This window comes from Psychrobacter submarinus, assembly GCF_904846685.1.
Taxonomy (GTDB): domain Bacteria; phylum Pseudomonadota; class Gammaproteobacteria; order Pseudomonadales; family Moraxellaceae; genus Psychrobacter; species Psychrobacter submarinus.
Genome location: NZ_CAJHBQ010000002.1, coordinates 562826 through 589150, shown reverse-complemented (window position 1 = coordinate 589150; position 26325 = coordinate 562826). Strand labels below are relative to the sequence as shown.

Sequence of the window (26325 nt, the reverse complement as noted above, 5' to 3'; positions counted from 1 at the left end):
TGAGGTATTGTCACTAACTTTAACCGTGTTAACCAAAGACATATGGCGTTTTGCAGCGTCTTTTTTTTATAATAAAAAAATAGGGGCTGTCCTAGATAACTAGTTCAAACCCTGTTTAACCCATTGTTTTAATTGTAGTAATTGCGACTTTGGGTCACTGTGATTAAAACGCCACTCACATTCCTTTAAATAGAGGTGAAAATGCTCTTTTGGAACTCCGTTAAACTTACGTAGATGCCGTTTAGCTTGGTTCCAGAAGTTCTCTATACCGTTAATGTGATTCTTGTCATTAACAAAGGTTTTGGAGTGGTTGATACGATAATGAGTAAACTCACTGACATCTAATGCGTTATAGCTTTTAAATGAGTCAGTATAAACAATGCTATCAGGCTTCACTTTTTCTCTTATGATTGGGATCAAAGTATCTGCTTTAGCATTGGGTATAATACAAGCGTAGACCTTGCCATTACGCTTTAGTAGACCAAACACGGGCACTTTGCTACCAGCACCTCGCCCTCGCTTGCCTTTACGAGTGCCACCAAAGTATGATTCGTCTACTTCGATTTCGCCCTCAAATAGACCAGGGTCTTGACTATTCTCGTAAATAAGCACTCGTAGCCTATGAAAGTAATAACTGGCTGTCGTTTTATTAACACCAATTAGGCTTGCTGCTGTTCTGGCGGTAGAACCAGCAACAAATAACTCGATGAGTCTGTTTTGTTTATACCAACTTAGTTTACTCTTTCTCATAGTGCTATCCTAAATAATTTTACTTATCTAGGACAGCCCCAAAAAATAATATAAGTAAAGGAGTCTGCCATGCCATACGATAAACTATCTGATCTGCCTGATAATGTAAAAGACAATTTACCTAAGCATGCCCAAGAGATTTTTCAAGCGGCGTTTAATAGTGCAAGTGAGCAATATGAAGATGAGTCGCGTCAGTTTGCTACCGCGTGGGCGGCGGTTGAAAACGTCTATCATAAAAACGACGATGGGAGATGGGTCAAAAAGCCTGATCATAAATAGCCAAAGAGGCTACTCATTAGCTTAAGATTTTAACTTAAAGTTCTATTGTCCTGAACAATAAACACCAGCCATAATAACTATGGCTGGTGTTTTGCTGATATGAAGTTGTATTTATAATAAACCTGATGACTTATCTTATTTATTCAGCAGGCTGGACATCAAATTTAAATACCCAAGAGGTGGCTTTGGTGGTAGCATCAGGATAATTAATCTGTGTCAGACGCATGCGCGCATAACTATCACCACTGTTTGAGCGGATCAGCGCGCCTTGAGCTATGTCATCAGGTTTTGCACTGAGTTGATGAGTCATGCCATTATAAGTGTACCAGCCAAAATCGAGGTTTGGATAAGTGCCGGTGTAGCCTGGGTTTAGATCTGAGCTGTCGCTATCCACCATCCAGCTGCCTGCTGATTTTGGCGTATCAAAGTCTGTGACATTCAATAGATTGGCAAGGCTTTGCTCTTTATTGTCAGTCATGAACTTAGCTCTGATAGGCTCGTCTTTATCATCATAGTAGCCGTCTGGAGTATTAGCGACAAAACCACCGACCTTACCGGTACCGGACGCGCCGCCATTTAGTTTGACACTGTCACGTCTAAATGCCACCTGCCACTGTTTTGTAGCATCATCAACGATGTTACCCGTTTTTAGATTCAGATAAGTCCACTCCGTGTTGCTAGTGGCGTCAATGGTCTTGGTTTTGACTTGATCGGCGCGCGGCATTGCGGTATCAATCCAGCGCACGGTTGGGTGGCCAGATTCTCCAGCTTCATCGTAGTAGTTGATAATCTGCATGGCATAAATGGGCTGCTGCACACTGCTGGCAGTGGCCGGATCGGTATGGTCTGTTGTGATAAGGTACACGCGGTTATTAGGATATAGCTTATGATTTTCTGCAATATTATAAGCGTACCATGAGTCACTATCAAAAATACCGCCACTGTTATCTTCGTTATAATGGTGCGTGATGTCACTCCCGGTTTTTGGGTCTTGCATACCGTTGTTATAAGCGCTTAGCTCTGACCAATCCATCAATCCAAACACGCCGCCATCACCGTCGCCTGAGCTGCCACTGTTTGACCAAAGACTGACCCCGCGTTGTTGATTATCAAATTTAACGTCCCACGTGGCGCTACTACAGTCCACCTCGCTATCACTGTCAAAATCAAAACAAGTCTGCACATTAGGGTTGAGACTCGCGCCACTGATCGTCCATTCAGCGCTTTGACTAAAGCTCGCCGTAGCCGTGGGTGGTGCCGTAGTTGAACCGCCACTACTACTGTTATCGCTATCACTACCGCAGCCGGTTAGCGCAACTAATATGGCGGCACTGAGTGCGCCTAAGGCAGATGTTTTGGTCAGGCGTAAATAAGATGACATAAAAAGCTCCTGTTGAATAAAACGATGATATTAAGTAAAACGAGGAAAGTAAGGGTTAAAGATTTTGTGATCCAGCTTATTGCCAGTTAAAACGTGCGCCAATTAGCCACTCACGGTTGTCAATCGGGCGATAATCACTGGTATCGCGTACATCACGCTGGGTATCAAAGATGTTATTCACCGCGCCATACAGACTAAAATTATCATCAATTTTGTAGTTCAATTGACTATCAAGCGTCCACCATGATGGTGAGTAGGACTGCGCGGCAGTATCAATCAGCTGCTTAGACTCGTAGTTCAACCTAGGAATAAGCTGCAATGTATCACTCAATTGATAATCGAGTGCCAGCATGACTTTATGATTAGGACGGTAAGTTAATTCGCTGTTGGCGCTCGCATTTTTGGTTTTTAGATAGGCGTATGTGGCTTGTAGGGTGGCGCGATCATCCACTTGCCAATCGATGCCAATATCACCGCCATAAGTGTAGGCACTATCGATATTGGTATATTGAAAAATACGGATGCCATTTTCGATAATGGCGTTTTCGTTATCCGTTTGGATTAAGTCCTCCACATCGTTATAAAAGCCGTTAATGGATAGGTTTAAATCATCACCAATCTGCCCTTGATAACCGACTTGATAGCTCGTTGAGGTTTCAGGCTGTAAGCTAGGGTTGCCCATGACTTTATAGCCCAAATTACTGTGGTCAAAGACGTAATAGCGCTCTTTTAAGTTGGGCACACGGTAGCCGCTGCCGACGCTGGCGCGAAAGATATGATCGCGTCCACTTGCGTCCGTACGGTTGTATTTGACAGCTACTTTTGGTGCCACATGATCGCCAAAGTCTTGATCATCTTGATAACGAATGCCCGTGAGTATCTCCCAATGAGCACCAATCAGCCAGTCATCTTGGAGGTATAGCTCGCCCACATCACGGCTGACCTCATCGCTGATAAGCTCGCTGATACTGTTTTTGGTTTGAGATAGGGAGTCGCGCTGCACCTGTCCGCCTACTTGCAATAAGTGCATATGCGCACCTGAATCGATGGCTGGTAAATCAAGCTGCACCTGACCTAGCGCGGTGGTGATGTTTGTATTTCGCGCTGATGCAAGCACCTCATTGGATAGGGTGTCTGAGTCGCTTTGATAGTCTTCATATAACGCTTGCGCAGATAACTGATAGGTTTGCGTATTTTCATTGAGATGAATATCAGTGCTATAGTCAATCAATATTAAAAGTGGTACAAGGCAGACGAGTGCAAGTACTACAGTAGTAGGCTAAACGAGTCTAACGCTGTAACACTTTAATAGTGGTTCGACTATACCACCGATGCTGATACGATCCTTGTTAATCGACTCCTCACGCTGCTGCGGCAAAATATTTTGCGCCACGCGGAGATTAAAGCGGCTGGTATCGTCCTCACTATAGCGGCTCGCCTCAGCCCACAGCTTTGAGTGCGTCAGCATAGTACGATCATCAGGAGTATAGCTGAGACGTCCTGTTACCTGCGTTTGTTCGCTAGCGTCTTTGATTCGTGGCCAGCGCGCGGTATCGGTATTTAGGCCATCATCATCTAAATAAGAAGCAGACAGACGGGCCTGCAGGCGCTGCGCTGGATCCAGTGCTCCTTCGATACCGGCAGCGATAAAGCGTTTATTGGCATCAATATCATCACCTGAAGGGTTTTGATCGCCATTGGTGGCAAGCTCGGTATTGACATAAGCTTTGGTTTTGTTAGTAGGTTTGGTAATAATATTAATCACTCCGCCCATTGCTGCACTGCCAAATTGCGCGGATGCCGCTCCTTGAACCACCTCAATTTGTTCGATATCCATGGTCATATACTGATTGAGATTGACTGTCGAGCCTGTACTGGCGGTGATAGGCAGACCATCAATCAATACTAAAACCTGATCGCCTGTAAAACCCTGCATACTGACTTCATAGCCCGTCTTGCCATGTACTTGCTTGAGATAAACGTTAGGCAATAATTCTAGCGCCTCTTTTAGGGTATGCGCATGATTATCCTCGATTTGCTTGCTGCTAATGACATCTACTTTGACAGGGGCGTCGCTAAGAGCTCGGTGTGAACGGGTGGCAGTTACCACAATAGGATCAAGTACGGTGCTAGGCATGGCGCTATTTGCCAAGCTTTGCTCGCTATCAGCAAGACTATTGAGCTGATAAGGATCTGCTGCTTTCGCGTTTGCCGTTATCATGACAGCTAATACAAGCGTTATAGCGGCACTCAAAGGCTTATGAGAAACTTTAAAAGTATTAGATATTGGCATAAGTGTACACAGTAAGAATAAGGAAGTTTGAGTAAATATAAGTTACATAATTCTTAGTTTTAAGTAACAAAGTAAGCATAGATTAATACAAATGATATTGGTTATCAATGAGCAAATAATAATTATTATCATTCACAAATAAAAAAAAGTTGGTCATAATGCGTTTTGTCAGTGAGCGCTCCGGCATTTTATTAAAAAAGCATAGAGACGCCGCTTTTATATTTGCTTAATAGAGGATACGACCATGACTCACCCCATTCAGCTTGGCCAAAAAGACTCGGTACTTTGGCAGGCCTACCAAGATAAAAAAATGGTGACACCGATGTTATTTCCGACCGAAGGCGCGGCGGTATTGGGTGTAAGTGAGTTTGAGCTGTTACTTGCCTCACCGCATAGCCAGTATATTGGTGGCCAATGCAGAGCAGTGCTTGAGCAGCTAGAGAATTTCGGTGCTGTTGAGAGTATCGTACGTAACGCCTTAGCCGTCCATGAAAAAACCGCACCATATCACAATCTAAAACTTGGCGAAAAAAGGGGCATTGCCCTCAATGTTGGTGGTTTAGATTTGCGCTTTTTTATGGGACGCTGGCAGCATATGCTCGCCGTGACAGATCTTAGCAAGCGTGATAAGCCCTCTTATAGCATTCAGTTTTTTGATGAGCAGGGCGCTGCGATCGATAAGGTGTTTTTACGCGAATTAAGTGATGATAATATCGCGCGCTGGCAAAAGTTAGTCGATAAGCATGCGCAAGCGGTCGATATAACCGAGCTGGTGCTTGATGAGGCAACCGTACCCAAGACTTGGCAGTATAAAGAATTGAGTGATGATAACCGTGACAAGTTGCAGCGTCGATGGCGCAAGATGACGGACGTCCATCAGTTTTATCACATTTTAAATAAGCTTGAGGTTGATCGCGCCAGTAGCTACCGTCAAGCGCCTACAGGGTCTGCATATTCGCTCAGCCTTGATGCGATGAGTGCTGTTTTTGAGCAAGCGCGTGATAGCGAGTGTCCTATTATGATATTTGTTGGCAATTCAGGGCTGGTACAAATTCAAACCGGTACAGTAAAAACCATCAAACGCATGGGCGACTGGATCAACATCTTAGATAAGAGTCACAATAACTTCACTTTGCATCTAAAAGACAAGCAGCTGGCGCAATTATGGTGCGTCAAGCGTCCAACGGCTGATGGTATCGTCACGTGTATCGAAGGGTTCGATCAGTTTGGCAGCAGTATTTTGACTGTATTTGGTCAGCGTATGGAAGGCACTAGTGAGCTTGCAGCATGGCAAAAAATCACTGCTGATATCGTGGCTAAATTCTCACAAGGGCTGAATGCAGAGGCGCAGCATACTGCCATGCACAATAATCCGGCGCAGCCTGCTTAATGAAAGGGCTGTTAGCCACTCATGACTCCTATTTTATGATTCACAGTTACAAGGAACGTTTATGTTCGCGCAATTATCATCTTCTTTTTCTCGCTCCCGCCTCATATCATCTTTTTTTGTTGGCAGTATCTGCGCGCTGACTGCCTTATCGGCACAAGCTTATGAGCGCATCGTCGCCATGAGTCCTGATGTGGCAGATATCATCGTCGCGCTTGGTGCGACCGACAAGCTGGTGGGCAAAGATGCGACCAATAGCCATCCTGCCTTAAAAGATGTGCCAAAAGTGGGGATGCACCGCAACATTACCGCAGAGTCCGTGTTGGCAGTTAAGCCTGATTTGGTACTTGGTAGTTATATGGTGCAGCCGGTTAGTGTCTATCAGCGCCTCAATGACTTAAATGTCAAAGCCGCTAACGTAGCGCCAAAAGAGGGCGTCGATTATTTTGCCAATAGCATCAAAGCGACGGGTATCTATATCGGTAACCGCAGTGAAGCTGCACAACTTGCAGATCATTGGTCTCAGGACATGCAGCCGTTAGCAAAAACGGGCAAACGCTATATCTTAAGCTATGATGGGCGCATTGTCGCAGGCAAAGGGACGGTGGGGGATGAGCTGATTTGCCGGGCAGGCGGGATTAATGCGGCGAATGTCTCAGGACTCAAACCTATGTCGCGTGAAGGCTGGCTGCCAAGCCTGATGTGATTATCATCGCCGATCATAATCAAAAGGTCATCGGCGGCGTCAGTAAGTTTAGGAAGCGTCCTGAGATTGCCGTAAGTAATGCCGCCAAAAATAATAAGGTTGAGTTTTGGCCTGCCGATAAGTTTTTACGCTACGGCCTAAACTCTCCAAAGGTCATCAAATCGCTACACGATATGGCAAAGTAGCGGGCACTCTAAACCTCTACTGTCATGATTCATCGGTTTAATTCCTCATTTATCACGCTACAGACGATATCCTTATGTCAAACAGTGCCACTTCCAAAAGTCAGAGTCGCTCTCATGTCGGCGCGTTGAATATACCTTCTAAATATAAGCAGAGCGTCTACTATGTCTTAGCAGCTCTAGCGTCATTGCTGCTGGTTTGGTTGGGATTGGGTATTGGCTTTGGTGAGTGGTCAAGCCCGGTGCACTTAGATGAGACCATTTGGCAATTGCGCTATCCGCGTGTGGTTACAGCGTTGCTTGTTGGTATGGCACTATCGGTGAGCGGCGCTGCACTGCAAGCATTATTCGAAAACCCGCTGGCTGATCCAAGTCTTATCGGTACCTCAGGCGGTGCGGCACTGGGCGTGGTGCTAGTGCTTGCTTTTGGGGTCAGCGGTATTGGTATTCCCTTTGCCGCCTTTATGGGTAGTGTGATTGTCTGTTTGTTTATCCTAGGCTGTCATAGGTTTTTGGGCGGCGGTCAGATGGGGCTACTGATTTTAGGCTTTGTCATTAGTGCCTTTTGCGCGGCAGTGGTGAGCCTAATTTTATTTATGTCTGATGATATGGTACTTAGGTCCGCGACCAACTGGCTATCGGGCAGTATGGCAGAAGCAGGCTTTGTACCGCTACGTTATTCGATTATCTCTATGGTGCTAGGACTCATTATTTTACTGCCTTTGGGTCGTCAACTAGATGGGTTAATGCTAGGTGAAACAACGGCAAAATCTTTAGGGATAAAGGTTGGCTTGAGCCGCTGTCTGGTAATTATTGCCTCAGCTTTGTTAACGGGAGCAGCAGTATCTTTGGCCGGAGTGATTGGCTTTATTGGCATGATGGTGCCCAACTTGCTAGCTATCTTGTTTGGCGGTGGACGGATGCGGCTGATGATATGGTCGGGCTGGCTGGGCGCGATGCTGCTACTCGTGATTGACAGTATGGCGCGGCATGTGGCTTATCCAATAGATGTGCCCGTTGGCATTGTGCTGGCGCTGTTAGGCGGCCCGTTTTTTATCTGGCTGTTTGTACGTAGTAGCCGTCGTTAATCAAGTAACTATCAAGGATGCCCTCTATGTTCAATTCAACTGCTAGGGCAGCTACAACCACTACCATAGACTATCATGAGCATGAAGATAATACTGAGCTGCTACGCTTACAAGGTATTCATATTGCTCATGGCGCTAAAGTGCTATTAAGCGTCAATTCGCTGACGCTACCTAGCCACAAGTTAGTGGCTTTTATTGGCCCTAATGGAGCGGGAAAAAGCACTTTGCTACATGCTATATTAGGGCAGCATACCGGATCAGGTCTTAAAACTGATGGACAGATTAGCGTTCATGGTCAGCCCATTGATGAGGTCATGCGCCATGGTCATATCGCTTGGGTCGGACAGCATGAGCGTTTTGAGTTGCCATTGACCGTATTAGATTATGTGCTGCTAGGCGTATCCCCTAATCTAGCTTGGTATCAACGACCAAAGGCTCAGCATGTGAGTCAGGCCAGACGCTTGCTTGAGGATTTTGAGCTATATCATTTGCTATCAGCGCGAGTACAGACTCTATCAGGGGGCGAAAAACAGCGTTTAGCTATCGTGCGCGCGCTGATGCAAGATACGCACATTATGATGCTCGATGAGCCAACCAACCATTTAGACATTCGCCATCAGCGTTTTTTATTAACCTATTTGCGTGATCTGGCGCGCCGTCAACATAAAAGCATCTTAGTCGTATTACATGACTTGACTCATGCACATCGCTATGCCGATGCCGTTGTGCTATTACATAATGGACAAGTTGTGGCTCAAGGCTCTCCTAATGCGGTTATGAATAGCGAGCAATTAAGCGCGGTTTATGATGTCGATATAAAGGCGCATCAAACCGAGGACGGTGTGCTATTTGTTTAGCAAATAAAGCAGAGTAAATAAAAACCTCCTACTCTAGCGAGAAGGAGGTTTTTATTTATACTAAAAGTGAAGATTAAATTTAGCGGCGTCTATCACGATTGCGCCGCTCTTCACGCCGAGCTTTGCCTTTCGGACTGACACGATAAGTTAAATAGCCAAAAAATACCAGAACGATAATAAAGGCGACTATATATAAGAATATAGAGCTGCCAATAAACAATGATGCTGCAATCACAGGGGTAGCTTCCATGTCAGGTTTCCAATTAGTGCTTTTGATTATTATGCAATGGCGGCATCACCTTGTAAAGTAAACAAATTTAACTGAGAGATGAGCTCAAATGAGCGTAGACGTGCTGCTTGGTCATAGACGTTAGCGGTAACAATCAGCTCGTCAGGTTGGTAGTGGTCGATAAACTCAGCAAGCTTTGGCTGAACCGTCTCCACAGACCCGATAAATGACACAGACAGCGCATTATCAACCATCGCTTTCTCGCTTGGACTCCAAATAGAGCTCATATCGGCAACAGGTTTTGGCATTTGACCTTTTTCACCGCGGCGCAGGCGTACAAAACTTTGCTGAGCTGAGGTAAAGTGATAATTTGCCGTGTCATCATCATCCGCTAACAGTAAGTTGGCCGCTAGCATCACGTAAGGTTTATCGAGATAAACAGAAGGTTTGAAGTTATCGCGGTAAGCTTTGATCGCTTGGCTAATCATTTGCGGGGCAAAGTGTGAGGCAAACACATAAGGCAGACCTAAATGCGCCGCTAGTGTCGCACCAAAAGTTGACGAGCCTAATATCCATACGGGCACTTTTGATTTAGCGCCCGGAAAAGCTTGTACAGGACTACTATCGGTACTATCACCAAGGAAATACATCAGCTCTTGCACATCTTGCGGGAAGCGCTCAGCATCTTTCATTTGCCGGCGCAGCGCTTGAAAAGTCGCGCCATCAGTACCCGGCGCTCGGCCTAAGCCCAAATCCACGCGGTCGCCATACAGTGCTTGTAGCGTACCGAACTGTTCAGCGATGACAAGCGGTGCGTGGTTCGGCAGCATAATGCCGCCCGCCCCAATACGAATACGCTCAGTCTGGCTACCGATGTGCGATAGCAGCACAGAGGTCGCCGCACTGGCAATACCTGCCATATTATGATGCTCTGCCATCCAGTAGCGGTTAAGACCGGCTTCTTCGGCCTTTTGTGCCGTCTCGACTGTCTGGGCGATGCCCTCGGTGATGGTTCTACCTTCCGGTACAGGGGCTAAATCTAAAAATGATAAAGGAATGGTAGTAGTATTACTGTTGGTCATATCTCACCTATTATTGAGTAGTGATAAGCGCTCACAAGCTTTAGGCAGTCTTTTGTTATTATCGTTTAAGACAGCTTATGAAAAGGGCGAGCGTTTGATACTGTATATAATGGGGTAGATCATGAGTTTATCAAGGGCTGTGTTAACGAGGGTAACAAATATTAAAAGACTAGGTTGCGTGCGACAGAAATATTGTCAAACCACACCTTTATGATCGAATTGCTGCTGACAGAGCTCAATAAAGGCGCGGCCATACTGGCGAACCTCAGCATCATCACGCACCGCCATCCAACTGGTAAAGCGGCCAAAGTGATCGACGGGTATAGCAGTAAGGTTATGATAATGACTAGGCTCAAAGGCCATCTCCGCGATGATACCAATCCCTAAACCTAACCCAACATAAGTACTGATCACGTCAGCGTCAAGAGCCGCTAAAACAATATCAGGCTCTAGCCCTGCATCGCTAAAAGTTTTATCAATAGCGCTGCGACCCGTATAGCCGCCGTGATAAGTGACAATAGGATAGCTGGCAAGCGTGGGCAGATCGATAGTTTCTAGACCGGCAAGCTCATGATCTTTAGGGACGATAATGCGATGGGTCCAATCATAGTAGCGGTGGCAGCGTAGATAGTTATTATGAAGTAGAGATTCGGTAGCGATACCGATGTCCGCCTGTCCGCGAATGACCATCTGCGCGATAGTTTCAGGATCAGCCTGCTGCAGAATCAAATTCACTTTAGGGAAGCGCTCTTTAAAGGCTTTTACCACATGCGGCAAGACATAACGCGCCTGCGTATGCGTGGTGGCAATGGTGAGCGTACCTGTATTAGGGTTATTATAATCGAGGCTTAAGTTCTCAATCGTACGTATCTCAGCAAAGATAGCTTCGATATGTGGCAGTAGTGCAGTGCCCATGTCGGTAAGGCCGGTTAAGCGCTTGCCTTGACGGATAAACACATCTGTTTTTAGTTGACTCTCAAGCGCAGCAATGTGCTTGGATAAGCTCGATTGACTGGTATGCAGCACCGTGGCTGCTTGACTTAAATTATAGCCATTGATCACCGTATGCCATACTGTTTCCAGCTGCTTGAGCTGAATTTGTAAATGTCGCTGGTTGACCACTACATCGATTGCCATCACTGAATCCTATTGTATGACGATACCAACCTTATCTGTATTAAAAAGGTCTGTATATGAAAGTAAAAACGTATAAGTATGCCGTAAAAGGCTAGTGTAAAACAAAGGTTTTATTCTTGTATATAATAAATAGCTATCAATTTATGATAATTATGAATATAAGACTAGGATTTTTAATATTAGTTATAAGTCTCTATTTTATCAAGGCAAAACAACCAAAATAGTACTAGCTATTGTGTTAGACACAAACATAAAAACAGCTGCCTTCTAAAAGACAGCTGCTCATCATCTATATACTCATCTATGATCAATCAGTTTGGCGAACCAGACTTATTTGGCGATATCGTAACGATCCGCATTCATGACTTTACTCCAAGCGCTAACGAAATCACGAACGAATTTCTCTAAGTTATCGTCCTGCGCATATAGCTCAGCATAAGCACGCAAGATAGAGTTTGAGCCAAATACCAAATCCACACGGCTGGCTTGCCATTTGGTATTACCGGTACTACGCTCACGTATTTCGTAACTATTGACCGTGTTGCTTGGCTCGTCACCTGTTTTCACGGGATGCCACGTGTAGTTCATGTCGGTCAAGTTGACAAAGAAGTCATTGGTCAAGACCCCAGCACGGTCAGTGAAGACGCCTTGTTGGCTCTGTCCATGGTTGGTATCAAGGACGCGCATACCGCCAATCAATACCACCATCTCAGGCGCTGTCAATCCCATTAGCTGCGTGCGATCGAGCAGCATCTCTTCAGGAGAGACTGCATAGTCTTCTTTGACCCAGTTGCGATAGCCGTCATGCAAAGGCTCCAAGTCTGCAAAAGATTCGGTATCGGTCATTGCCGCTTCTGCATTACCGCGACCTGCGGTAAATGGTACCGTAACCTCTATGCCTGCATCGTTTGCTGCCTGCTCAATAGCAGCATTACCAGCAAGCACAATCAAATCGGCCAAGCTCACGTCTTTATCAAAGTCAGACTGAATGCGGATTAACGCCTCAAGCACACGTTGCAGCTGCTCTGGCTCATTGCCTGCCCAGTCCTTTTGCGGGGCTAAGCGGATACGTGCGCCATTTGCACCGCCGCGATAGTCTGATGCGCGGAATGTACGTGCGCTGTCCCATGCGGTAATGATTAATTCACGGCGGCTCAAATCACTGTCCAATATTTGCGATTTTAGCGCTGCAATATCATCAGCATTCAAGTCTGCATTGCCTGCTGGAATAGGGTCCTGCCAGATAAAGTCTTCGCTCGGTACATCTGCCCCTAAGTAACGAGATTTAGGCCCTAGATCGCGGTGAGTTAATTTAAACCATGCTCTTGCAAATACTTCATCAAAATACGCTGGGTCGTTATGGAATTTCTCTGAAATCTCACGATAAACAGGATCTTTAATCAGTGCCATGTCAGCATCAGTCATGATCGGATTACGGCGGACACTGGGATCATGAGCGTCTAATGGACGGTCTTCTTCTTTAATATCAGTCGGCTCCCACTGCCATGCACCTGCTGGACTTTTGGTTAATGCCCAGTTGTGATTCAAGAGTAGCTCAAAATAGCCATGATCCCATTGGGTTGGATTGGTTGTCCACGCGCCTTCAATACCACTTGAAACAGTATCACCTGCATTGCCATTACCTTTAGGATTGCGCCATCCTAGACCTTGCTCTTTGACATCCGCCGCTTCTGGCTCGTCTTCTAGTGTGGTCGCATCGCCATTACCGTGACACTTACCAACGGTATGACCACCCGCGGTCAAGGCAACCGTTTCTTCATCATTCATTGACATACGCGCAAACGTCGTACGCATATCTTGAGCGGTTTTCAATGGGTCAGGGTTGCCGTCGACGCCCTCAGGGTTGACATAGATTAAGCCCATTTGTACCGCTGCTAGTGGGTTTTCGAGGGATGCACGGTCTTTATCGCTATCGTAACGGTTTTCGGTCGATGCCAGCCATTCGCGTTCAGAACCCCAGTAGATGTCCTTTTCTGGATGCCAAATATCAGCACGACCACCAGCAAAGCCTAGCGTTTTAAAGCCCATAGACTCGTAAGCCATGTTGCCTGCCAAAATCATCAAATCCGCCCATGACAGTTTGTTGCCGTACTTTTTCTTGATGGGCCATAGTAGGCGGCGCGCTTTGTCTAGGTTGGCGTTGTCCGGCCAGCTATTTAGTGGCGCAAAGCGTTGGTTGCCAGTATTAGAGCCGCCGCGACCATCGGCACCGCGATATGTACCCGCTGAATGCCACGCCATACGAATCATCAAGCCACCATAATGACCCCAATCTGCTGGCCACCACTCTTGTGATTCGGTCATGAGGTTTTTCAAATCGGTTTTGACCGCTTCTAAATCAAGTTGTTTGAAAGCTTTAGCATAATCAAAGTCTGCTCCCATTGGGTCAGTCTTTTTGTCTTGCTGATGCAATATGTCTAGGTTCAAGCTATTCGGCCACCAGTCAGTCGCAGCAGAGGCGGTGGTAGTATGCGCTTGATGCATGACGGGACAGCCGCCCATGCTAGGACACTGCGGTGCGTGTGTTTGATCAACGTTTTCACTATGAATCGTCGGTCCCTTATCATCACCTTGATCATAAGTTGTATTGGTTGCGGTGTCGCTGTTACCTTGGTGGTTTATCGGGCAACCAGCGGTATCTTGCGTGGTGTTTTTTTCGGTTGGGGTGTTGGTTGAATCGGACATGGCAAAACTCCTAGGCTATGATAATAGAAAGAACAAACCATCAATCAAGTTAATCATTGTTGATATAGAGAGCATAACGAAGCGCTTTGCATTTATAAAACTAATATATAAGAATTATAAGTTTTAAATTATTAATCATTAAATCTTGGTGTGTTACTTCGCTGAGCTTGCTATTAACGACCTTGCTTTATCACGAGGAGAGATAGTGATGAGCCAATCAAACTAATACTGACGCTATCTCTACCTATATATTAATGATAAATAAAAGCGCTGTCAGATCTCTTTATTGAGAGGAGATAGTAAGATAAACACAGACTGATTTAACCTAATAGAAACCTCATAATAATCTGCGTTACCTTTGGGCAATATAAGCTTCTATGCAGATGTGACAATACTAGGCTAGTGCAAAAACATCTAGTCAAGGTAGCGGTTCTCAAGTACCATAACTGAATTTTGTTGTAATAAACGCATTGGTGCAACGTAAAGCAATTTTTATCGATCTCTTGATGGATAACTGATTCTAAAGATTAATAAAAATTGTGCGCAGTTGTGTTATTTGTCTCAATTGTTGGTGAGTTATTATGTCTGCTGTCAAATCTGTACCACCCAAACATCCCATCGCCAAAAAATCATGGGGCGAGGCGGCGAAAGCCTATCTTGATCGGCGTGCTATGATCATGCTGTTTTTGGGTTTTGCAGCTGGTATTCCTATTTTGCTTATTTTCTCCAGCTTGTCGTTATGGCTTCGTGAGGCGGGATTTGATCGCAGTGTAGTGACGACCTTTAGTTGGGCGGCATTGGGATATTCGTTCAAGTTCATTTGGGCGCCCCTAGTAGATGCGGTGCCGCTACCGATATTGACTAGATTACTGGGCCGCCGTCGTAGCTGGATTTTGATTGCACAGCTCTTAATTATTTTGGCGATTTATATGATGGCCAGCATCAATCCGACCGATGAGAGCAGTTTGCACTATATGGCCATGGCAGCCGTGCTATTGGGCTTTTCATCCGCCACGCAAGATATTGTGGTCGATGCCTATCGTATTGAGCTTGCCCCTGCGAGTTTTCAGTCAGTATTGTCAGCGATGTATACCGCAGGCTACCGTTTAGGGATGATTTTTGCAGGCGCAGGTGCGCTCTATTTAGCAGATTATTTCGGTTCGACCGAAGAGCTTTATAGTTACGAAGCATGGCGTAACACCTACTGGATCATGGCAGCGGTGATGGGCGTAGGTGTGGTAACCACGTTGATAATTCGGGAGCCTGTGAGCAAGCAGATACGTATTGATCGTCCCGCCTCTGACTATGCCCGTTTGGTATTGGTATTTGTATTGTCGGTCGCCGCTTTTATCATCGCTTTTGTCAATGTTGGTGCGTTACTGCCAGAGACAGACAGTGTGATGTTTGCCTTTGTACTCGAAGTGGTTCACCTGTTAGCCAGCTTACTGGTGGCATCAGTTGTGGGTTACCTGTCTGTCAAAGTAGGCGTGGTCAAACAAGAAATGGCCTATACGACTTGGGTTGAACCAGTCGTTGATTTTTTCCGTCGTTATGGCAAAAAAGCATTATTGCTACTGGCCTTGATTGGGTTATACCGGATTTCTGATATCGTCGCAGGGGTCATCTCGAACGTCTTTTATCAAGATATGGGGTTCAGTAAAACGGATATTGCCAATGCAGTGAAACTGGTTGGTGTCATCATGGTTATTGCGGGTGGCTTTTTGGGTGGTATTTTGGCTCAAAAACTGCGTATGATGCAGGCGATGATGGTCGGTGCCATCTTGGCTTGTGTGACGAATTTATTATTCGTCCTGCTCACTTATCATCCTGGTAGCTTGCCGCATATGTATGTGGCTGTGATTTTTGATAATCTGGCGGCAGGCCTTGCCAGTGCTGTATTCATTGCGTTCTTGTCTGCCTTGACCTCGATTCGTTTTACTGCGGTACAGTATGCTATTTTCTCCTCATTAATGACGTTGCTACCTAAGGTGATGGGTGGCTACTCTGGGGCTATCGTTGACAATATGGGCTATCCGTTTTTCTTTATTTTCACCTTTGCGATTGGTATGCCAATTTTGATCTTAATCTACTTGGTCGATAAACACATTGTGATTGGTGATAATGACGATATATACGGTGATAATGACAAATTAACAAAGGCAAATCCAAACCTGACCGATACTAGTGAGCCGCCGCGCGCTTCAGAGTAGCATTGGCAGTACTTTTATCTTTATTTACGATATCTTTAAGAGTGACTTATGACCGCATTGACCATTCGTCAAATAAAGCAGCAAATTGGCCAACTGATAAATGGTGAAACAAATCGTCAGATACCATCGTTTTGGCCAACGGATTGGCTATTATATGTTATTGATAAACCTTCACTATTTTTGATGACCGATGAGCGCTATCAGTTAACCGATAGCGAATCTGCAAAGTTTAAAGCAGGTATTAAAAAGATGCAGCAGGGCATACCCTTAGCTTATTTAACGGGACATCAGGCGTTCTGGTCGCTTGACTTTAAAGTAAACGCGCATACCCTGATACCGCGGCCTGATACCGAAGTATTGGTTGAGCAAGTGCTGGAATGGATTGAGAGTAATCCGATTGCCAATAATAACACCTCTAAGCGTTTGCTAGATTTAGGTACGGGCTCTGGTTGTATTGCTATTAGTTTGGCTCATGAATTAGCACGATCAAGCTGGCAAGTTATAGCTGTTGATTTATCTGCAGAAGCATTAAGCGTCGCTCAGCAAAACGCCACTGATAATCAGGTAGATAATGTCAAATTTATGCAAAGCAGATGGTATGAAGCGCTACCTTCTGATGCCATTCAGCGCTTTGAGGTCATTGTCTCCAATCCGCCTTATATCGATGAAGCGGATGAGCATCTACAAGGGTTAAAAGCTGAACCTATCAGCGCCTTAAGTGCGCCTAATAAAGGTTTGGCTGATATTGAGCATATCGTAGAGCAAGCGCCGAATTACTTACAGCAAGGTGGCTTATTAGCCATAGAACATGGTTACGATCAAGGCGAGACGGTTAGAGCGTTATTTAATGCTAACGGCTTTGAGGCGATAAAAACCGCTAAGGATTATGGGGGTAATGAGAGAGTGACCCTAGGACAAATAAAGTGACAATTAAAATGACAACTAAAACGCCTTCTACAGATAACCGGAGTCTCACGGACGCTGAGTTACTGCGCTATGCTCGGCAAGTGTTATTAACAGGCTGGGATATTGACGCACAGCTGCGTCTGAAGTCTGCTCGGATTGTAATGATAGGCGCAGGGGGTCTTGGTTGCCCAGCATCAGAGACGCTAGTGCGCGCAGGGCTTGGTGAGGTGCATCTCATCGATGATGATGTGATTGAGATGAGCAACTTACAGCGCCAAAGCTTATTTTTACCAAGTGATATCGGTGCAGCTAAAGCGCTGACCGCAGCGCAGATGCTCAAGCAAATCAACCCTTTGATTAGCGCGAAAGGTACGGTCGCACGTCTGACATTAGATAATGCTTATGAGCTATTAGAGCTAGCCGCTGGCAAGCCTGATCTATTACTAGACTGTACTGATAATTTCGCCACTCGCGATATTATCAACCGGATTAGCGTGCGCTATCAGATTCCATTACTTAGCGCTTCGGCGATTGCTATGCAAGGACAATTGGCATTGTATGAACCGCAGTTAAAGAGCGGCTGCTATCATTGTGTTTTTGGCGATGTTAGTACGGATGAGGCAGTAGATGAGCGCACTTGTGCCAACTCAGGCGTCCTTGCTAGTACTACTGCTATCATCGGTAATTTGCAAGCCAATGCGGCATTGCATTACCTCGGGCTGAACACCAATCCGCTGACAGGCAAGCTTTTATTGTGGGACGGTAGCCGTATGCAGCAGCGCATGATGGGCTATCGGCAAGATACCAGCTGCCCGATATGCGCGTTATGATTGTGTACCGCTAGCGCCATCACAGCTATTTTAGATCATTGGGTTATAAATCAATACTTTTACACCTGACTATAGTTGTTAGGGCGTGTTGAACATTCGACCGTGGCACTGACAGAGACTATTTTTTAGGCGATTTGCAGATAAAAATGGTAAGTTTAGTTGTTCTAAGCGTCTATTTTTATCAATAAAGCGGCAAAAAATAGTCCTGTCCCTGTTGTTGTCGTGAGGGTTGATGCTAAAATCGCCCTAGTCGTTGCGACTGTTTAAATAAAATCAGCTATCCAATGCAATAAGCATTATCTGCAATTTTAACGACGACTAGAACACAGCTTTGATAAACTAGTAGCGATCAGCAGTGCGCATTTGTGAATGTTCAACACGCCCTATTATCTACTCCTTCTTTAATCATTTATTAAGACAGTTAGCCGTTATGAAATTATATCGACCGCATTTATTGAAGCACAGTCTGAACGTCGCCAACCGTATCCGTCAGACCGCAAGTGTCGCTGGATTATCGGCGCTGCGTGTGGCGAAAGGTGAAAAACCTGATGCGTATCTACTCAAAGAAACCTTCGAGCAATTGGGCACCACTTATATCAAAATTGGACAGTTTATTGCTAGTACGCCATCCTTGTTTCCGCGTGAATACGTCGAGGCTTTCCAAGGGTTTTTGGATCAGACAACGCCGTTGCCTTATCGTTATATTGCACAAGTATTACGCGAAGAGCTAGCGGTTGATGGCTTAACACTAGAGGAGCGTTTTGCCGATATTGAAGAGCAGCCATTAGCCTCCGCCTCCATTGCGCAAGTGCATGTCGCCCGCCTCCATAACGGTGATGAAGTGGTGCTCAAGGTACAAAAGCCTGGAGTTGAGACGATCATGCAGACCGATTTGGGCGTGCTACATGGCGTCACTAAGCTGCTTGAGCTGCTGATGCCCTCAATGAAGTTTGCTAGCATCGCGCCTATTATTGATGAGATCCGCTTGCGCATGCTCGCCGAAACGGACTTTATCGCGGAAGCCAAAAACATTCGTGATTTTCAGCAGTTTTTGAGCGTTTCAGGTAATACTCGGGTGGTTGCGCCAACCGTCTATGATGAGCTGACTACTAAGCGCGTATTAACGATGAGCCGATTACACGGCGTCTCTATGATTGATGAGCGCGCGATGAGCCAGTATTGTAATGACCCGGCGCAAGTGATGGCAGATACTTTGAATACTTGGTTTGCAAGCTTAATGCTCTGCAACAGCTTCCATGCTGATTTGCACGCGGGCAATCTGATGCTACTGACTGATGGTCGTATTGGCTTTTTAGACTTTGGTATCGTCGGTAAATTAAAAGCGCAGAGCTGGCGCGCTTGCATGGGTATGATGCAGGCGCTGCAGGATAATAATTATCGGGCGATGGCGCAGTGTATGATCGATATGGAGATGACCAAAGGCGAGAATCATGTTGATGTCTCTTCGTTAGCAGCGGACTTACAGCGCATGATGCAGACGATTATGGCAGAAGATATTGCCTTTACCAGCGGTGTCCCTTTTAATACCAAAGAGCAAGCGGATAAGCTCAATAAGATGATGCTAGAGATCGTCGAAGTCGGTAAGCGCCACGGTATTCACTTCCCGCGTGATTTTGCATTGTTGACCAAGCAGTTATTATATTTTGATCGCTTTATGCGCACTTTAGCTCCAGATATGGATATGTTTAGCGATCATAGAGTTGCTATGTTAGGTCGACCTGATAGCATAAGCGAATAAAAGCAGATAGCGACGAGTTAAAGCGCCACGACATTTTTATATGGAATCTATTATATCTAGACCTCTGAAATGATATAAATATAGCAGGGTATGGACACCAACCAAGGACGATGGGTTATGAGCAAAAACTGCAATAAACGAGCGCAGCGGTCATGGCAACGAGGATTGCTATGACGCAGGTTTGTTTCAAGCGTTTGGGTACAATGTTGGTCCAGCTATGTTAAAGGCCTCAACGCGCCGCCTGATTCCTTCGATTACCAACGAAACCGTTATCGCGTGGATAGGTCTTTATTGCCTAGCCGTGGTCATGGGTTATGGGCGTTTTTTATTTACCGCAACCTTGCCTGATATCATGAGCGAGCTTTCACTGAGCACAACGATCGCTGGATGGTTGGCATCGGTGAATTATATGGGCTATTTTATTGGTTCATTGATAGCGATGTTTGTGCCCCATCGCTTAACGTGGCGCGCCCTAATACTCGGTACTTTATTGAGTATCATCACCACTTTACTGTTGTTTTTGCCAAACTTGCCTTTAAGCCTTTGGTATGTCATCCGTTTATTAGCTGGAATTGCCAGCGGCATCGGCATGATACTAGGCTCCTCTTTTGTTATCCAAAGCTTTAGTACTCATAAACGCTCCTTACTATCGACGGTGCATTATGCCGGTATCGGTGTCGGCATTAGCGCCTCAGCCATCTTGACTTGGTGGCTACTTAGCCTTGATCTGCATTTTTATAGTATTTGGCTAGTGGCCGGACTGACAAGCTTACCTTTGCTGGTTTTGCTCTACGCTATTCGCCCGGATGGTGTTTTGCAAGGTAACGCGCTAAACAAAAAGCCCTCTATAAAACAGACGTATATCAATTTTAAGCGTTCGCTCTACGAGGCGATGGTGGGTCAAGCCAAAGCGGTTCTGCTATTGTCATTGAGCTATGTGTTGGCAGGGTTTGGTTATATCACCTCAGCGACTTTTCTGCCGGTAATGGCGGCAAAACAGCTACCGACGCAGACTCATGCAGGACTACTGATTTGGTTAGTGGTTGGGGTGTTTGCTATGCTCTCTAACCCGCTATGGGGCGCGCTAGCTAAGCGTATCGGCGAGACCAAAACCTTGATCGGTTTGACGCTCTTGCAGGCTTTAGGGATGTTCGTGCCGCTATGGTTTGCCGGTGCGTTTGGCTTATATATCAATGCGGCTATTTTGGGTGCGACCTTTGTCGGTATCGTCTCCATGACCTTAAATATTATAAAAAATATAAACCCCGCTTACTCTAATTTGTTAATAGGATTAGCAACTTTGGCGTATGCAGTAGGGCAGTTCTTAGGGCCGTTAGTGACTGTCGCTTTGGCTGGTGCAAAAGACAACTTCGATGCTGGATTACTAGTAGCGGGAGCCGGATTGCTGCTTGGACTGGTATTGATCTTAAGCTTTAGTCGGCAGATGAAGCAAGTACGCCAAGGCTCGTAAGCCAAAGCCAGAGCGTGCAAGCTATACAATACTGCGACAAAAGACCTCTCGCAGCTCAAAGCTAGTATGAACTTGCGCTACGCCTTCGATGCGATTCAGCCTATGTAATAAAAACTCTTCATAATGCGCCATGTCCCGTACGCGTACTTTAATTAAGTAGTCCTCAGTACGGCCGGTGACAATGCTGCAGCTCATCACCTCCTCAAAGCTTCGTATTTTACGCTCGAATTGCTCAAAGCGCTCAGCGGTATGGCGATCCATGCTAATCGCAATAAACACCGCCAGTGGATAGCCTAATTTGTATGCATCAGTTTGAGTATGGTAGCCGGTAATGATGCCGTTATCTTCTAGGCGTTTGACTCGGCGAGCACACGGGGTAGCCGAAAGGTTGACACGCTCAGCCAGTTCAGTGATGCTGATACGCGCGTCCGTCTGTAATAACTGCAATAGACGTCTATCAATCTCATCGAGAGGAAAGCTGAGTGGATGATTTTGCGTCATAGGATTATTATTCGTATTAGACATTATTTACCTTAAAATTAGAGGTTTTAGCCAATTATAAATAAATGATTAAGGTTAATCACTAATATAGACAATTAATTTATCAAATTAAGCCGTATTTCACTTCACAAACCTTGTTATTATAATGGCATCACTTTTGGTTTTGTTTTATGATAAAGCTAAGGTTAAAGCAACTAAACATTAAGGATAAGGGTAACTGCTCTTCATTGAGTCAACACTTTATCCAGATGATTTATCTATCGATCGAACTCTATTCATTTTAGGGACACCTTTTATACCGTTAAGGATCTGTTATGTCTGCAACCAGCACTCGCACCGCTAAGATTACACCTAAGCATGCCGCTTTTGACTTTCGCAAGTATCGTCCCTTTGCCTTTGCGCCGCTATTATCGGATCGTACTTGGCCAAGTAAAACGATTGAAAAAGCGCCAATGTGGGCCAGTGTCGATCTGCGTGATGGTAACCAAGCCTTGATTGATCCGATGACGATTGAACAAAAAATGCGTTTTTTTAAGACCTTAGTCGAGGTTGGTTTTAAAGATATAGAGATCGGCTTTCCTTCTGCTGCGCAAGTTGAGTTTGATTTTGCTCGTCAGTTGATTGAAGAAAATCACGTACCAGAAGACGTCACGCTACAAGTATTGGTACAAGCGCGAGAGCACTTAATTGCACGTACCTTTGAGTCGTTAAAAGGCGCTAAGCGCGCTATCGTTCACGTTTATAACTCCACTAGCCGTATTCAGCGCGAAAAAGTCTATGGCAAATCGCGAGCTGAGATCAAAGAGATTGCCGTCGCAGGCGCGCAGTTACTAGTGGACTATGCTGCTAAGTATCCGGAGACAGAATGGGTGTTTCAGTACTCACCTGAGAGTTTCAGTCAAACCGAGACTGAGTTTGCAGTAGAAGTCTGTGACGCGGTTTGCGAAGTATGGCAGCCACAAAAAGGGCAGGAGGTTATCTTTAACTTGCCGGCGACCGTTGAGGCGTCTATGCCTAATGTATTTGCCGATCAGGTAGAGTACTTCTGCCGCAATTTGGCCCAGCGCGAGCATGTGATTGTCAGCCTACATACGCATAATGATAGGGGCTGCGCGGTAGCGGCAGCTGAGCTTGGCGTACTAGCGGGCGCCGATCGTATCGAAGGCACGTTACTTGGCAATGGCGAGCGCACCGGTAATATGGACGTCATGGTCATGGCAATGAATCTGTTTAGCCAAGGGATAGATCCTGAGCTTGATTTTAGTAACATGAGTGAGATTGTGCAGGTGGCGACCGAAAGTACGAACTTGCCAGTACATCCGCGGCATCCGTATGTAGGCGAGCTTGTCTTTACTGCCTTTAGTGGCTCGCATCAGGACGCGATTAAGAAGTCGCTCGATTATAACGAAAACCATGCTGATGAAACCGAAAACTTCTGGGATGTGGCTTATTTACCGATAGATCCTGCTCACATTGGCCGTAGCTATCAAGATGTGGTGCGTATCAATAGCCAGTCTGGTAAGGGCGGCGTGGCATACATTTTACAGCGCGATTATGGCTTTAACTTACCGCGCTGGATGCAAATTGACTTTAGTAAAGTCGTACAAAACCAAGCAGAACAGAAGGCTCGTGAATTGCAAAATGATGAGATCTTGCAGACCTTTGAGAGCACTTATCTGCAGCAAGGGGGTTTTGATCTACTCGACTATAATGTCAGCAACACAGGCGGTGAGGTCTTCTTCGATGGTCAAGTACAGATGAATGGCGAAACTGTAACTATCAAAGGCAATGGTAACGGGCCGCTGTCCTCTTTCATTGATGGCTTAGCTCATCATACCGGCAAGTCATTACACATTATCAACTATGCCGAGCATGCCATTAGTACCCAGCATATTGATGATGGTAACGATAATAAAACCAATGCCAATGCGGCCGCTTATATCCAGCTCAATGTTGATGGTGAGGTCTATTCAGGAATTGGCACTTGTAGCAGCACCGTCTCTGCCATGCTAAAAGGCGCTTTGTCTGCTTTTGCTCAAGCGTCAGTAACGAGCGCAGCATAGGTTGTATTAGCAGCTAGAATAGACTGAGCTGCAAAGCTCTTAGCTCACAGCGTCACTACTTATTGCGTCACCCAGTAAGCGGTGGCGCTTTTTATGTTAAAGGACACTTGATGCACTTGAGTGTTTAAATACTCGCTATTCGAGTACTAGTCGAGCACTAATCATCTGGTTACTGAGCATATCGATATCTATGCGTCATGAGATGTCGTTTGATGGGCTAGAAAAAGGTGAGACGCATAAAGTTACTTGTCTTTTTAACGCTAAAGATTTACGCTGAAGGTTAAAACACTCATTACCGTTTTAACCATAGGGCTAATCACCGTTTAACAACGGGGCTCATTACGACGTCAATTTAATTAAAACGCCAATGAAAATAAATAAGTAAAGGCTAATTATGGAACCCCTCTCATTTGCTTCATTTACTCTAGCAGGTATCTTGTCCACATTTCCGGCTCCTGGTCAGCAAGTTAGCCAGGCGATGATTACCACTCATATTAGTCCAGCTATAGCAGGTCAATGGGAGATCGAGCTTGATAGCAGTAATGACGCGACTTTTGAGCGCACTATGTCCAATGTACAACAAAGCGAAAAGGCTAATATAACGTCTGATAGTAGGCTTGGCGGCATTGTAGCGCAAGATGAGCGGCGTATCGTAACGCCTAATCCTACAGTCGATAAACAAGGCGCTGATCTGGCTATGAATCTATCGGCGGCTAACGCCAAGCAGTGCCGTGAGATATATCATTTTGGGGAAGACAATGAGATGTGGGCGGTGAGTGGTGATGAATGGACGTACGGCCGTTATATCGTCACGCATATGGACACAGGACTTCCTATCATTGCGCTAAAGACGATTTATGATAATAATGAAGTAGACTGCTCAGGTAACCAAGTGGATCAAAGCAATGAAGCGTTTATCGCTTTTTTAAATCATGATGGCAATCAGATGCAGTGGTGCGCAGATCCTGAGGGCCAAGAGTGCTTTATGAACTTTAAAAAAGTATTGCCCTAAGAGGTTAATGACAGTCGCTAATAAACCTTAGGGTTAGTCATTACCAAAAAAAGCCGCTATTTTTATCAATAGCGGCTTTTTTTTCAATAGCTATAAGGTTGCAAAGAAGGTTAAGACTTCTCAGCTGACTGTAATAGCTCATTTTCTAAATAGTGAATGTTTTGTGCTTCTTCCACAAAGTTGTCATCTGCCAAAATAACGTCACGATGCAGTGGAATGTTAGTTTTGATCCCCTCGATGATCAGCTCATCTAGCGCGTGCAAGGTTTTTGCTATGGCTTGTTGACGGGTTTGACCATGGCAGATGAGTTTACCGATTAAGGAGTCATAATAGCTTGGAATCTCGTAACCGGGATATAGGTGCGAATCAAAGCGCACGCCAGCGCCGCTAGGGCTGTACAGCTGCGTTATGGTGCCAGGTGAGGGCGCAAAGGTTCTAGCATCTTCAGCATTGATGCGGCACTCAATCGCATTCCCTTGAATCTCAATCTCGCTTTGACGATAGGAGAGACCATAGCCTGCTGCAATCTTAAGCTGTTCGACCACCACGTCGATACCAGTAATCATCTCGGTCACCGGATGCTCAACTTGTACCCGCGTGTTCATCTCAATGAAGAAAAACTCATTATTCTCAAATAAAAACTCAAACGTACCGGCGCCGCGGTATTTTACAAGCTCACAAGCTTTTACGCAGGCTTGGAGGATAGGCGCACGGACATCATCTGGAATATCAGGAGCTGGCGCTTCTTCTAGTACTTTTTGATGACGGCGCTGTAGCGAGCAGTCGCGATCATAGAGATGAATAGCATTACCGTTACCATCGCCCAGTACTTGTACCTCTACGTGACGCGGGTTTTGTAAATAGCGCTCCATATAGACCGTGTCATCACCGAACCACAGCTCAGCCTCTTGCCTTGCAGCTTGGACTTGACCGACCAACTCGTCGAAGCGTTCAACGACGCGCATGCCGCGGCCACCGCCGCCAGCAGCCGCCTTAATCAATAACGGAAAGCCAATATTGCGCGCTTGCTCTTCAGCATTGTGCATCGTGACAGCGCCAACAGAGCCTGGCACGGTTGGCACACCGGCTTTTTTCATCGCATTAATGGCAGAGACTTTATTGCCCATTAAGCGAATATGATCGGCGTTAGGGCCCACAAAAGTAAGACCTGCTTCTTCTATTCGCTCAGCAAACTCAGCACTCTCGGCCAAAAATCCATAGCCTGGATGGATAGCATCAGCGCCTGAGATCTCTGCTGCTGTCAATATTGTATTGATATCAAGATAGCTCTGGTTGGCGTTCGGTTTGCCGATACATATGGCCTCATCTACAAAGCGTAAATGCATTAAGTTAGCATCAGCGGTCGAGTAGACACCAACGGTCTCGATACCTAGAGCTTTACAGGCACGGACGATACGTAGGGCAATCTCGCCTCTATTGGCGATGAGCAGTTTTTTTATCATGAGGTCATCCTTGTCGAAGACGTTCTAGAGTAG

23 protein-coding genes are annotated in these 26325 nt (G+C 45.7%); 13 read left to right on the top strand and 10 right to left on the bottom strand.

Annotated features, from left to right (window positions below; genetic code table 11):
• Nucleotides 1–99: 99 nt before the first annotated feature.
• On the bottom strand, nt 100–750 hold the full coding sequence (locus tag JMY03_RS08655) for an IS1595-like element ISPssp3 family transposase (RefSeq protein WP_201602994.1): 651 nt from the start codon (nt 748–750) through the stop codon (nt 100–102).
• Between the two features lie 69 nt (nt 751–819).
• On the opposite strand from JMY03_RS08655, the gene JMY03_RS08650 reads away from it, so the two are divergent.
• Nucleotides 820–1029, top strand: coding sequence for a ChaB family protein (locus JMY03_RS08650; protein WP_025646866.1), 210 nt, complete (start codon nt 820–822; stop codon nt 1027–1029).
• A 139-nt stretch (nt 1030–1168) separates the two neighbouring features.
• Here the strand turns inward: JMY03_RS08650 and JMY03_RS08645 are convergent, their stop codons facing one another.
• From JMY03_RS08645 to JMY03_RS08635, 3 genes are all read right to left on the bottom strand, one after another.
• Nucleotides 1169–2410, bottom strand: a complete 1242-nt coding sequence (locus JMY03_RS08645; RefSeq protein ID WP_201602992.1) for an HmuY family protein — start codon at nt 2408–2410, stop codon at nt 1169–1171.
• Between the two features lie 76 nt (nt 2411–2486).
• The gene (locus JMY03_RS08640) at nt 2487–3641 is read right to left on the bottom strand and encodes a TonB-dependent receptor plug domain-containing protein (RefSeq protein WP_201602990.1); all 1155 of its coding nucleotides are present in this window, start codon (nt 3639–3641) and stop codon (nt 2487–2489) included.
• Between the two features lie 48 nt (nt 3642–3689).
• Complete coding sequence (locus JMY03_RS08635) at nt 3690–4631, bottom strand: TonB-dependent receptor plug domain-containing protein (protein WP_201602988.1); 942 nt, start codon at nt 4629–4631, stop codon at nt 3690–3692.
• Nucleotides 4632–4947: 316 nt separating this feature from the next.
• Between JMY03_RS08635 and JMY03_RS08630 the strand changes: the two genes are divergently transcribed.
• The 5 genes from JMY03_RS08630 to JMY03_RS08615 all read left to right on the top strand — a co-directional run bounded on the left by JMY03_RS08630 (nt 4948) and on the right by JMY03_RS08615 (nt 8923).
• A complete protein-coding gene (locus JMY03_RS08630; RefSeq protein ID WP_201602986.1) occupies nt 4948–6093 on the top strand; it encodes a ChuX/HutX family heme-like substrate-binding protein in 1146 nt (381 codons plus the stop codon).
• Between the two features lie 61 nt (nt 6094–6154).
• Complete coding sequence (locus tag JMY03_RS08625; protein WP_265089624.1) at nt 6155–6796, top strand: ABC transporter substrate-binding protein; 642 nt, start codon at nt 6155–6157, stop codon at nt 6794–6796.
• A complete protein-coding gene (locus JMY03_RS13300) occupies nt 6793–6981 on the top strand; it encodes a hypothetical protein (protein ID WP_265089623.1) in 189 nt (62 codons plus the stop codon). The genes JMY03_RS08625 and JMY03_RS13300 overlap by 4 nt, the downstream gene beginning before the upstream one ends.
• Before the next feature lie 74 nt (nt 6982–7055).
• Nucleotides 7056–8066, top strand: coding sequence for a FecCD family ABC transporter permease (locus JMY03_RS08620; protein WP_201602984.1), 1011 nt, complete (start codon nt 7056–7058; stop codon nt 8064–8066).
• A 26-nt stretch (nt 8067–8092) separates the two neighbouring features.
• Nucleotides 8093–8923 carry an ABC transporter ATP-binding protein gene (locus tag JMY03_RS08615; protein ID WP_227675564.1) on the top strand — a complete coding sequence of 277 codons (831 nt, stop codon included), beginning with the start codon at nt 8093–8095 and terminating at the stop codon, nt 8921–8923.
• 79 nt (nt 8924–9002) lie between these two features.
• Here the strand turns inward: JMY03_RS08615 and JMY03_RS08610 are convergent, their stop codons facing one another.
• From JMY03_RS08610 to katG, 4 genes are all read right to left on the bottom strand, one after another.
• Nucleotides 9003–9173: a hypothetical protein gene (locus JMY03_RS08610; RefSeq protein WP_156923993.1), complete on the bottom strand. Its 171-nt coding sequence runs from the start codon at nt 9171–9173 to the stop codon at nt 9003–9005.
• A gap of 29 nt (nt 9174–9202) precedes the next feature.
• Nucleotides 9203–10234, bottom strand: a complete 1032-nt coding sequence (locus JMY03_RS08605; RefSeq protein WP_201602979.1) for an LLM class flavin-dependent oxidoreductase — start codon at nt 10232–10234, stop codon at nt 9203–9205.
• A 195-nt stretch (nt 10235–10429) separates the two neighbouring features.
• Nucleotides 10430–11371 carry a LysR substrate-binding domain-containing protein gene (locus JMY03_RS08600; protein ID WP_201602977.1) on the bottom strand — a complete coding sequence of 314 codons (942 nt, stop codon included), beginning with the start codon at nt 11369–11371 and terminating at the stop codon, nt 10430–10432.
• A 330-nt stretch (nt 11372–11701) separates the two neighbouring features.
• Nucleotides 11702–13894: a catalase/peroxidase HPI gene (gene katG / locus JMY03_RS08595; RefSeq protein ID WP_201603303.1), complete on the bottom strand. Its 2193-nt coding sequence runs from the start codon at nt 13892–13894 to the stop codon at nt 11702–11704.
• Between the two features lie 764 nt (nt 13895–14658).
• Here katG and JMY03_RS08590 point away from each other — a divergent pair.
• The 5 genes from JMY03_RS08590 (at nt 14659) to JMY03_RS08570 (ending at nt 21253) form a co-directional block, all read left to right on the top strand.
• Nucleotides 14659–16287 (top strand): AmpG family muropeptide MFS transporter, encoded by a 1629-nt coding sequence (locus JMY03_RS08590; RefSeq protein WP_201602975.1) that lies wholly within the window; start codon nt 14659–14661, stop codon nt 16285–16287.
• Nucleotides 16288–16335: 48 nt separating this feature from the next.
• Nucleotides 16336–17214, top strand: coding sequence for a peptide chain release factor N(5)-glutamine methyltransferase (prmC, locus tag JMY03_RS08585; protein ID WP_201602973.1), 879 nt, complete (start codon nt 16336–16338; stop codon nt 17212–17214).
• An 8-nt stretch (nt 17215–17222) separates the two neighbouring features.
• Nucleotides 17223–18023: a HesA/MoeB/ThiF family protein gene (locus tag JMY03_RS08580; protein ID WP_201602971.1), complete on the top strand. Its 801-nt coding sequence runs from the start codon at nt 17223–17225 to the stop codon at nt 18021–18023.
• A 430-nt stretch (nt 18024–18453) separates the two neighbouring features.
• A complete protein-coding gene (locus tag JMY03_RS08575) occupies nt 18454–19782 on the top strand; it encodes an ABC1 kinase family protein (RefSeq protein ID WP_201602969.1) in 1329 nt (442 codons plus the stop codon).
• 217 nt (nt 19783–19999) lie between these two features.
• Complete coding sequence (locus tag JMY03_RS08570) at nt 20000–21253, top strand: YbfB/YjiJ family MFS transporter (RefSeq protein ID WP_201602967.1); 1254 nt, start codon at nt 20000–20002, stop codon at nt 21251–21253.
• 21 nt (nt 21254–21274) lie between these two features.
• Here the strand turns inward: JMY03_RS08570 and JMY03_RS08565 are convergent, their stop codons facing one another.
• Nucleotides 21275–21754 (bottom strand): Lrp/AsnC family transcriptional regulator, encoded by a 480-nt coding sequence (locus JMY03_RS08565; protein ID WP_390880198.1) that lies wholly within the window; start codon nt 21752–21754, stop codon nt 21275–21277.
• A 314-nt stretch (nt 21755–22068) separates the two neighbouring features.
• On the opposite strand from JMY03_RS08565, the gene leuA reads away from it, so the two are divergent.
• Both leuA and JMY03_RS08555 read left to right on the top strand, forming a co-directional pair.
• Complete coding sequence (leuA, locus tag JMY03_RS08560) at nt 22069–23817, top strand: 2-isopropylmalate synthase (RefSeq protein WP_201602962.1); 1749 nt, start codon at nt 22069–22071, stop codon at nt 23815–23817.
• A 394-nt stretch (nt 23818–24211) separates the two neighbouring features.
• On the top strand, nt 24212–24829 hold the full coding sequence (locus JMY03_RS08555; protein ID WP_201602960.1) for a hypothetical protein: 618 nt from the start codon (nt 24212–24214) through the stop codon (nt 24827–24829).
• Nucleotides 24830–24939: 110 nt separating this feature from the next.
• Here JMY03_RS08555 and accC read toward each other — a convergent pair whose 3' ends face one another.
• Nucleotides 24940–26292 (bottom strand): acetyl-CoA carboxylase biotin carboxylase subunit, encoded by a 1353-nt coding sequence (gene accC / locus JMY03_RS08550; RefSeq protein ID WP_025646884.1) that lies wholly within the window; start codon nt 26290–26292, stop codon nt 24940–24942.
• Nucleotides 26293–26325 lie beyond the last annotated feature (33 nt).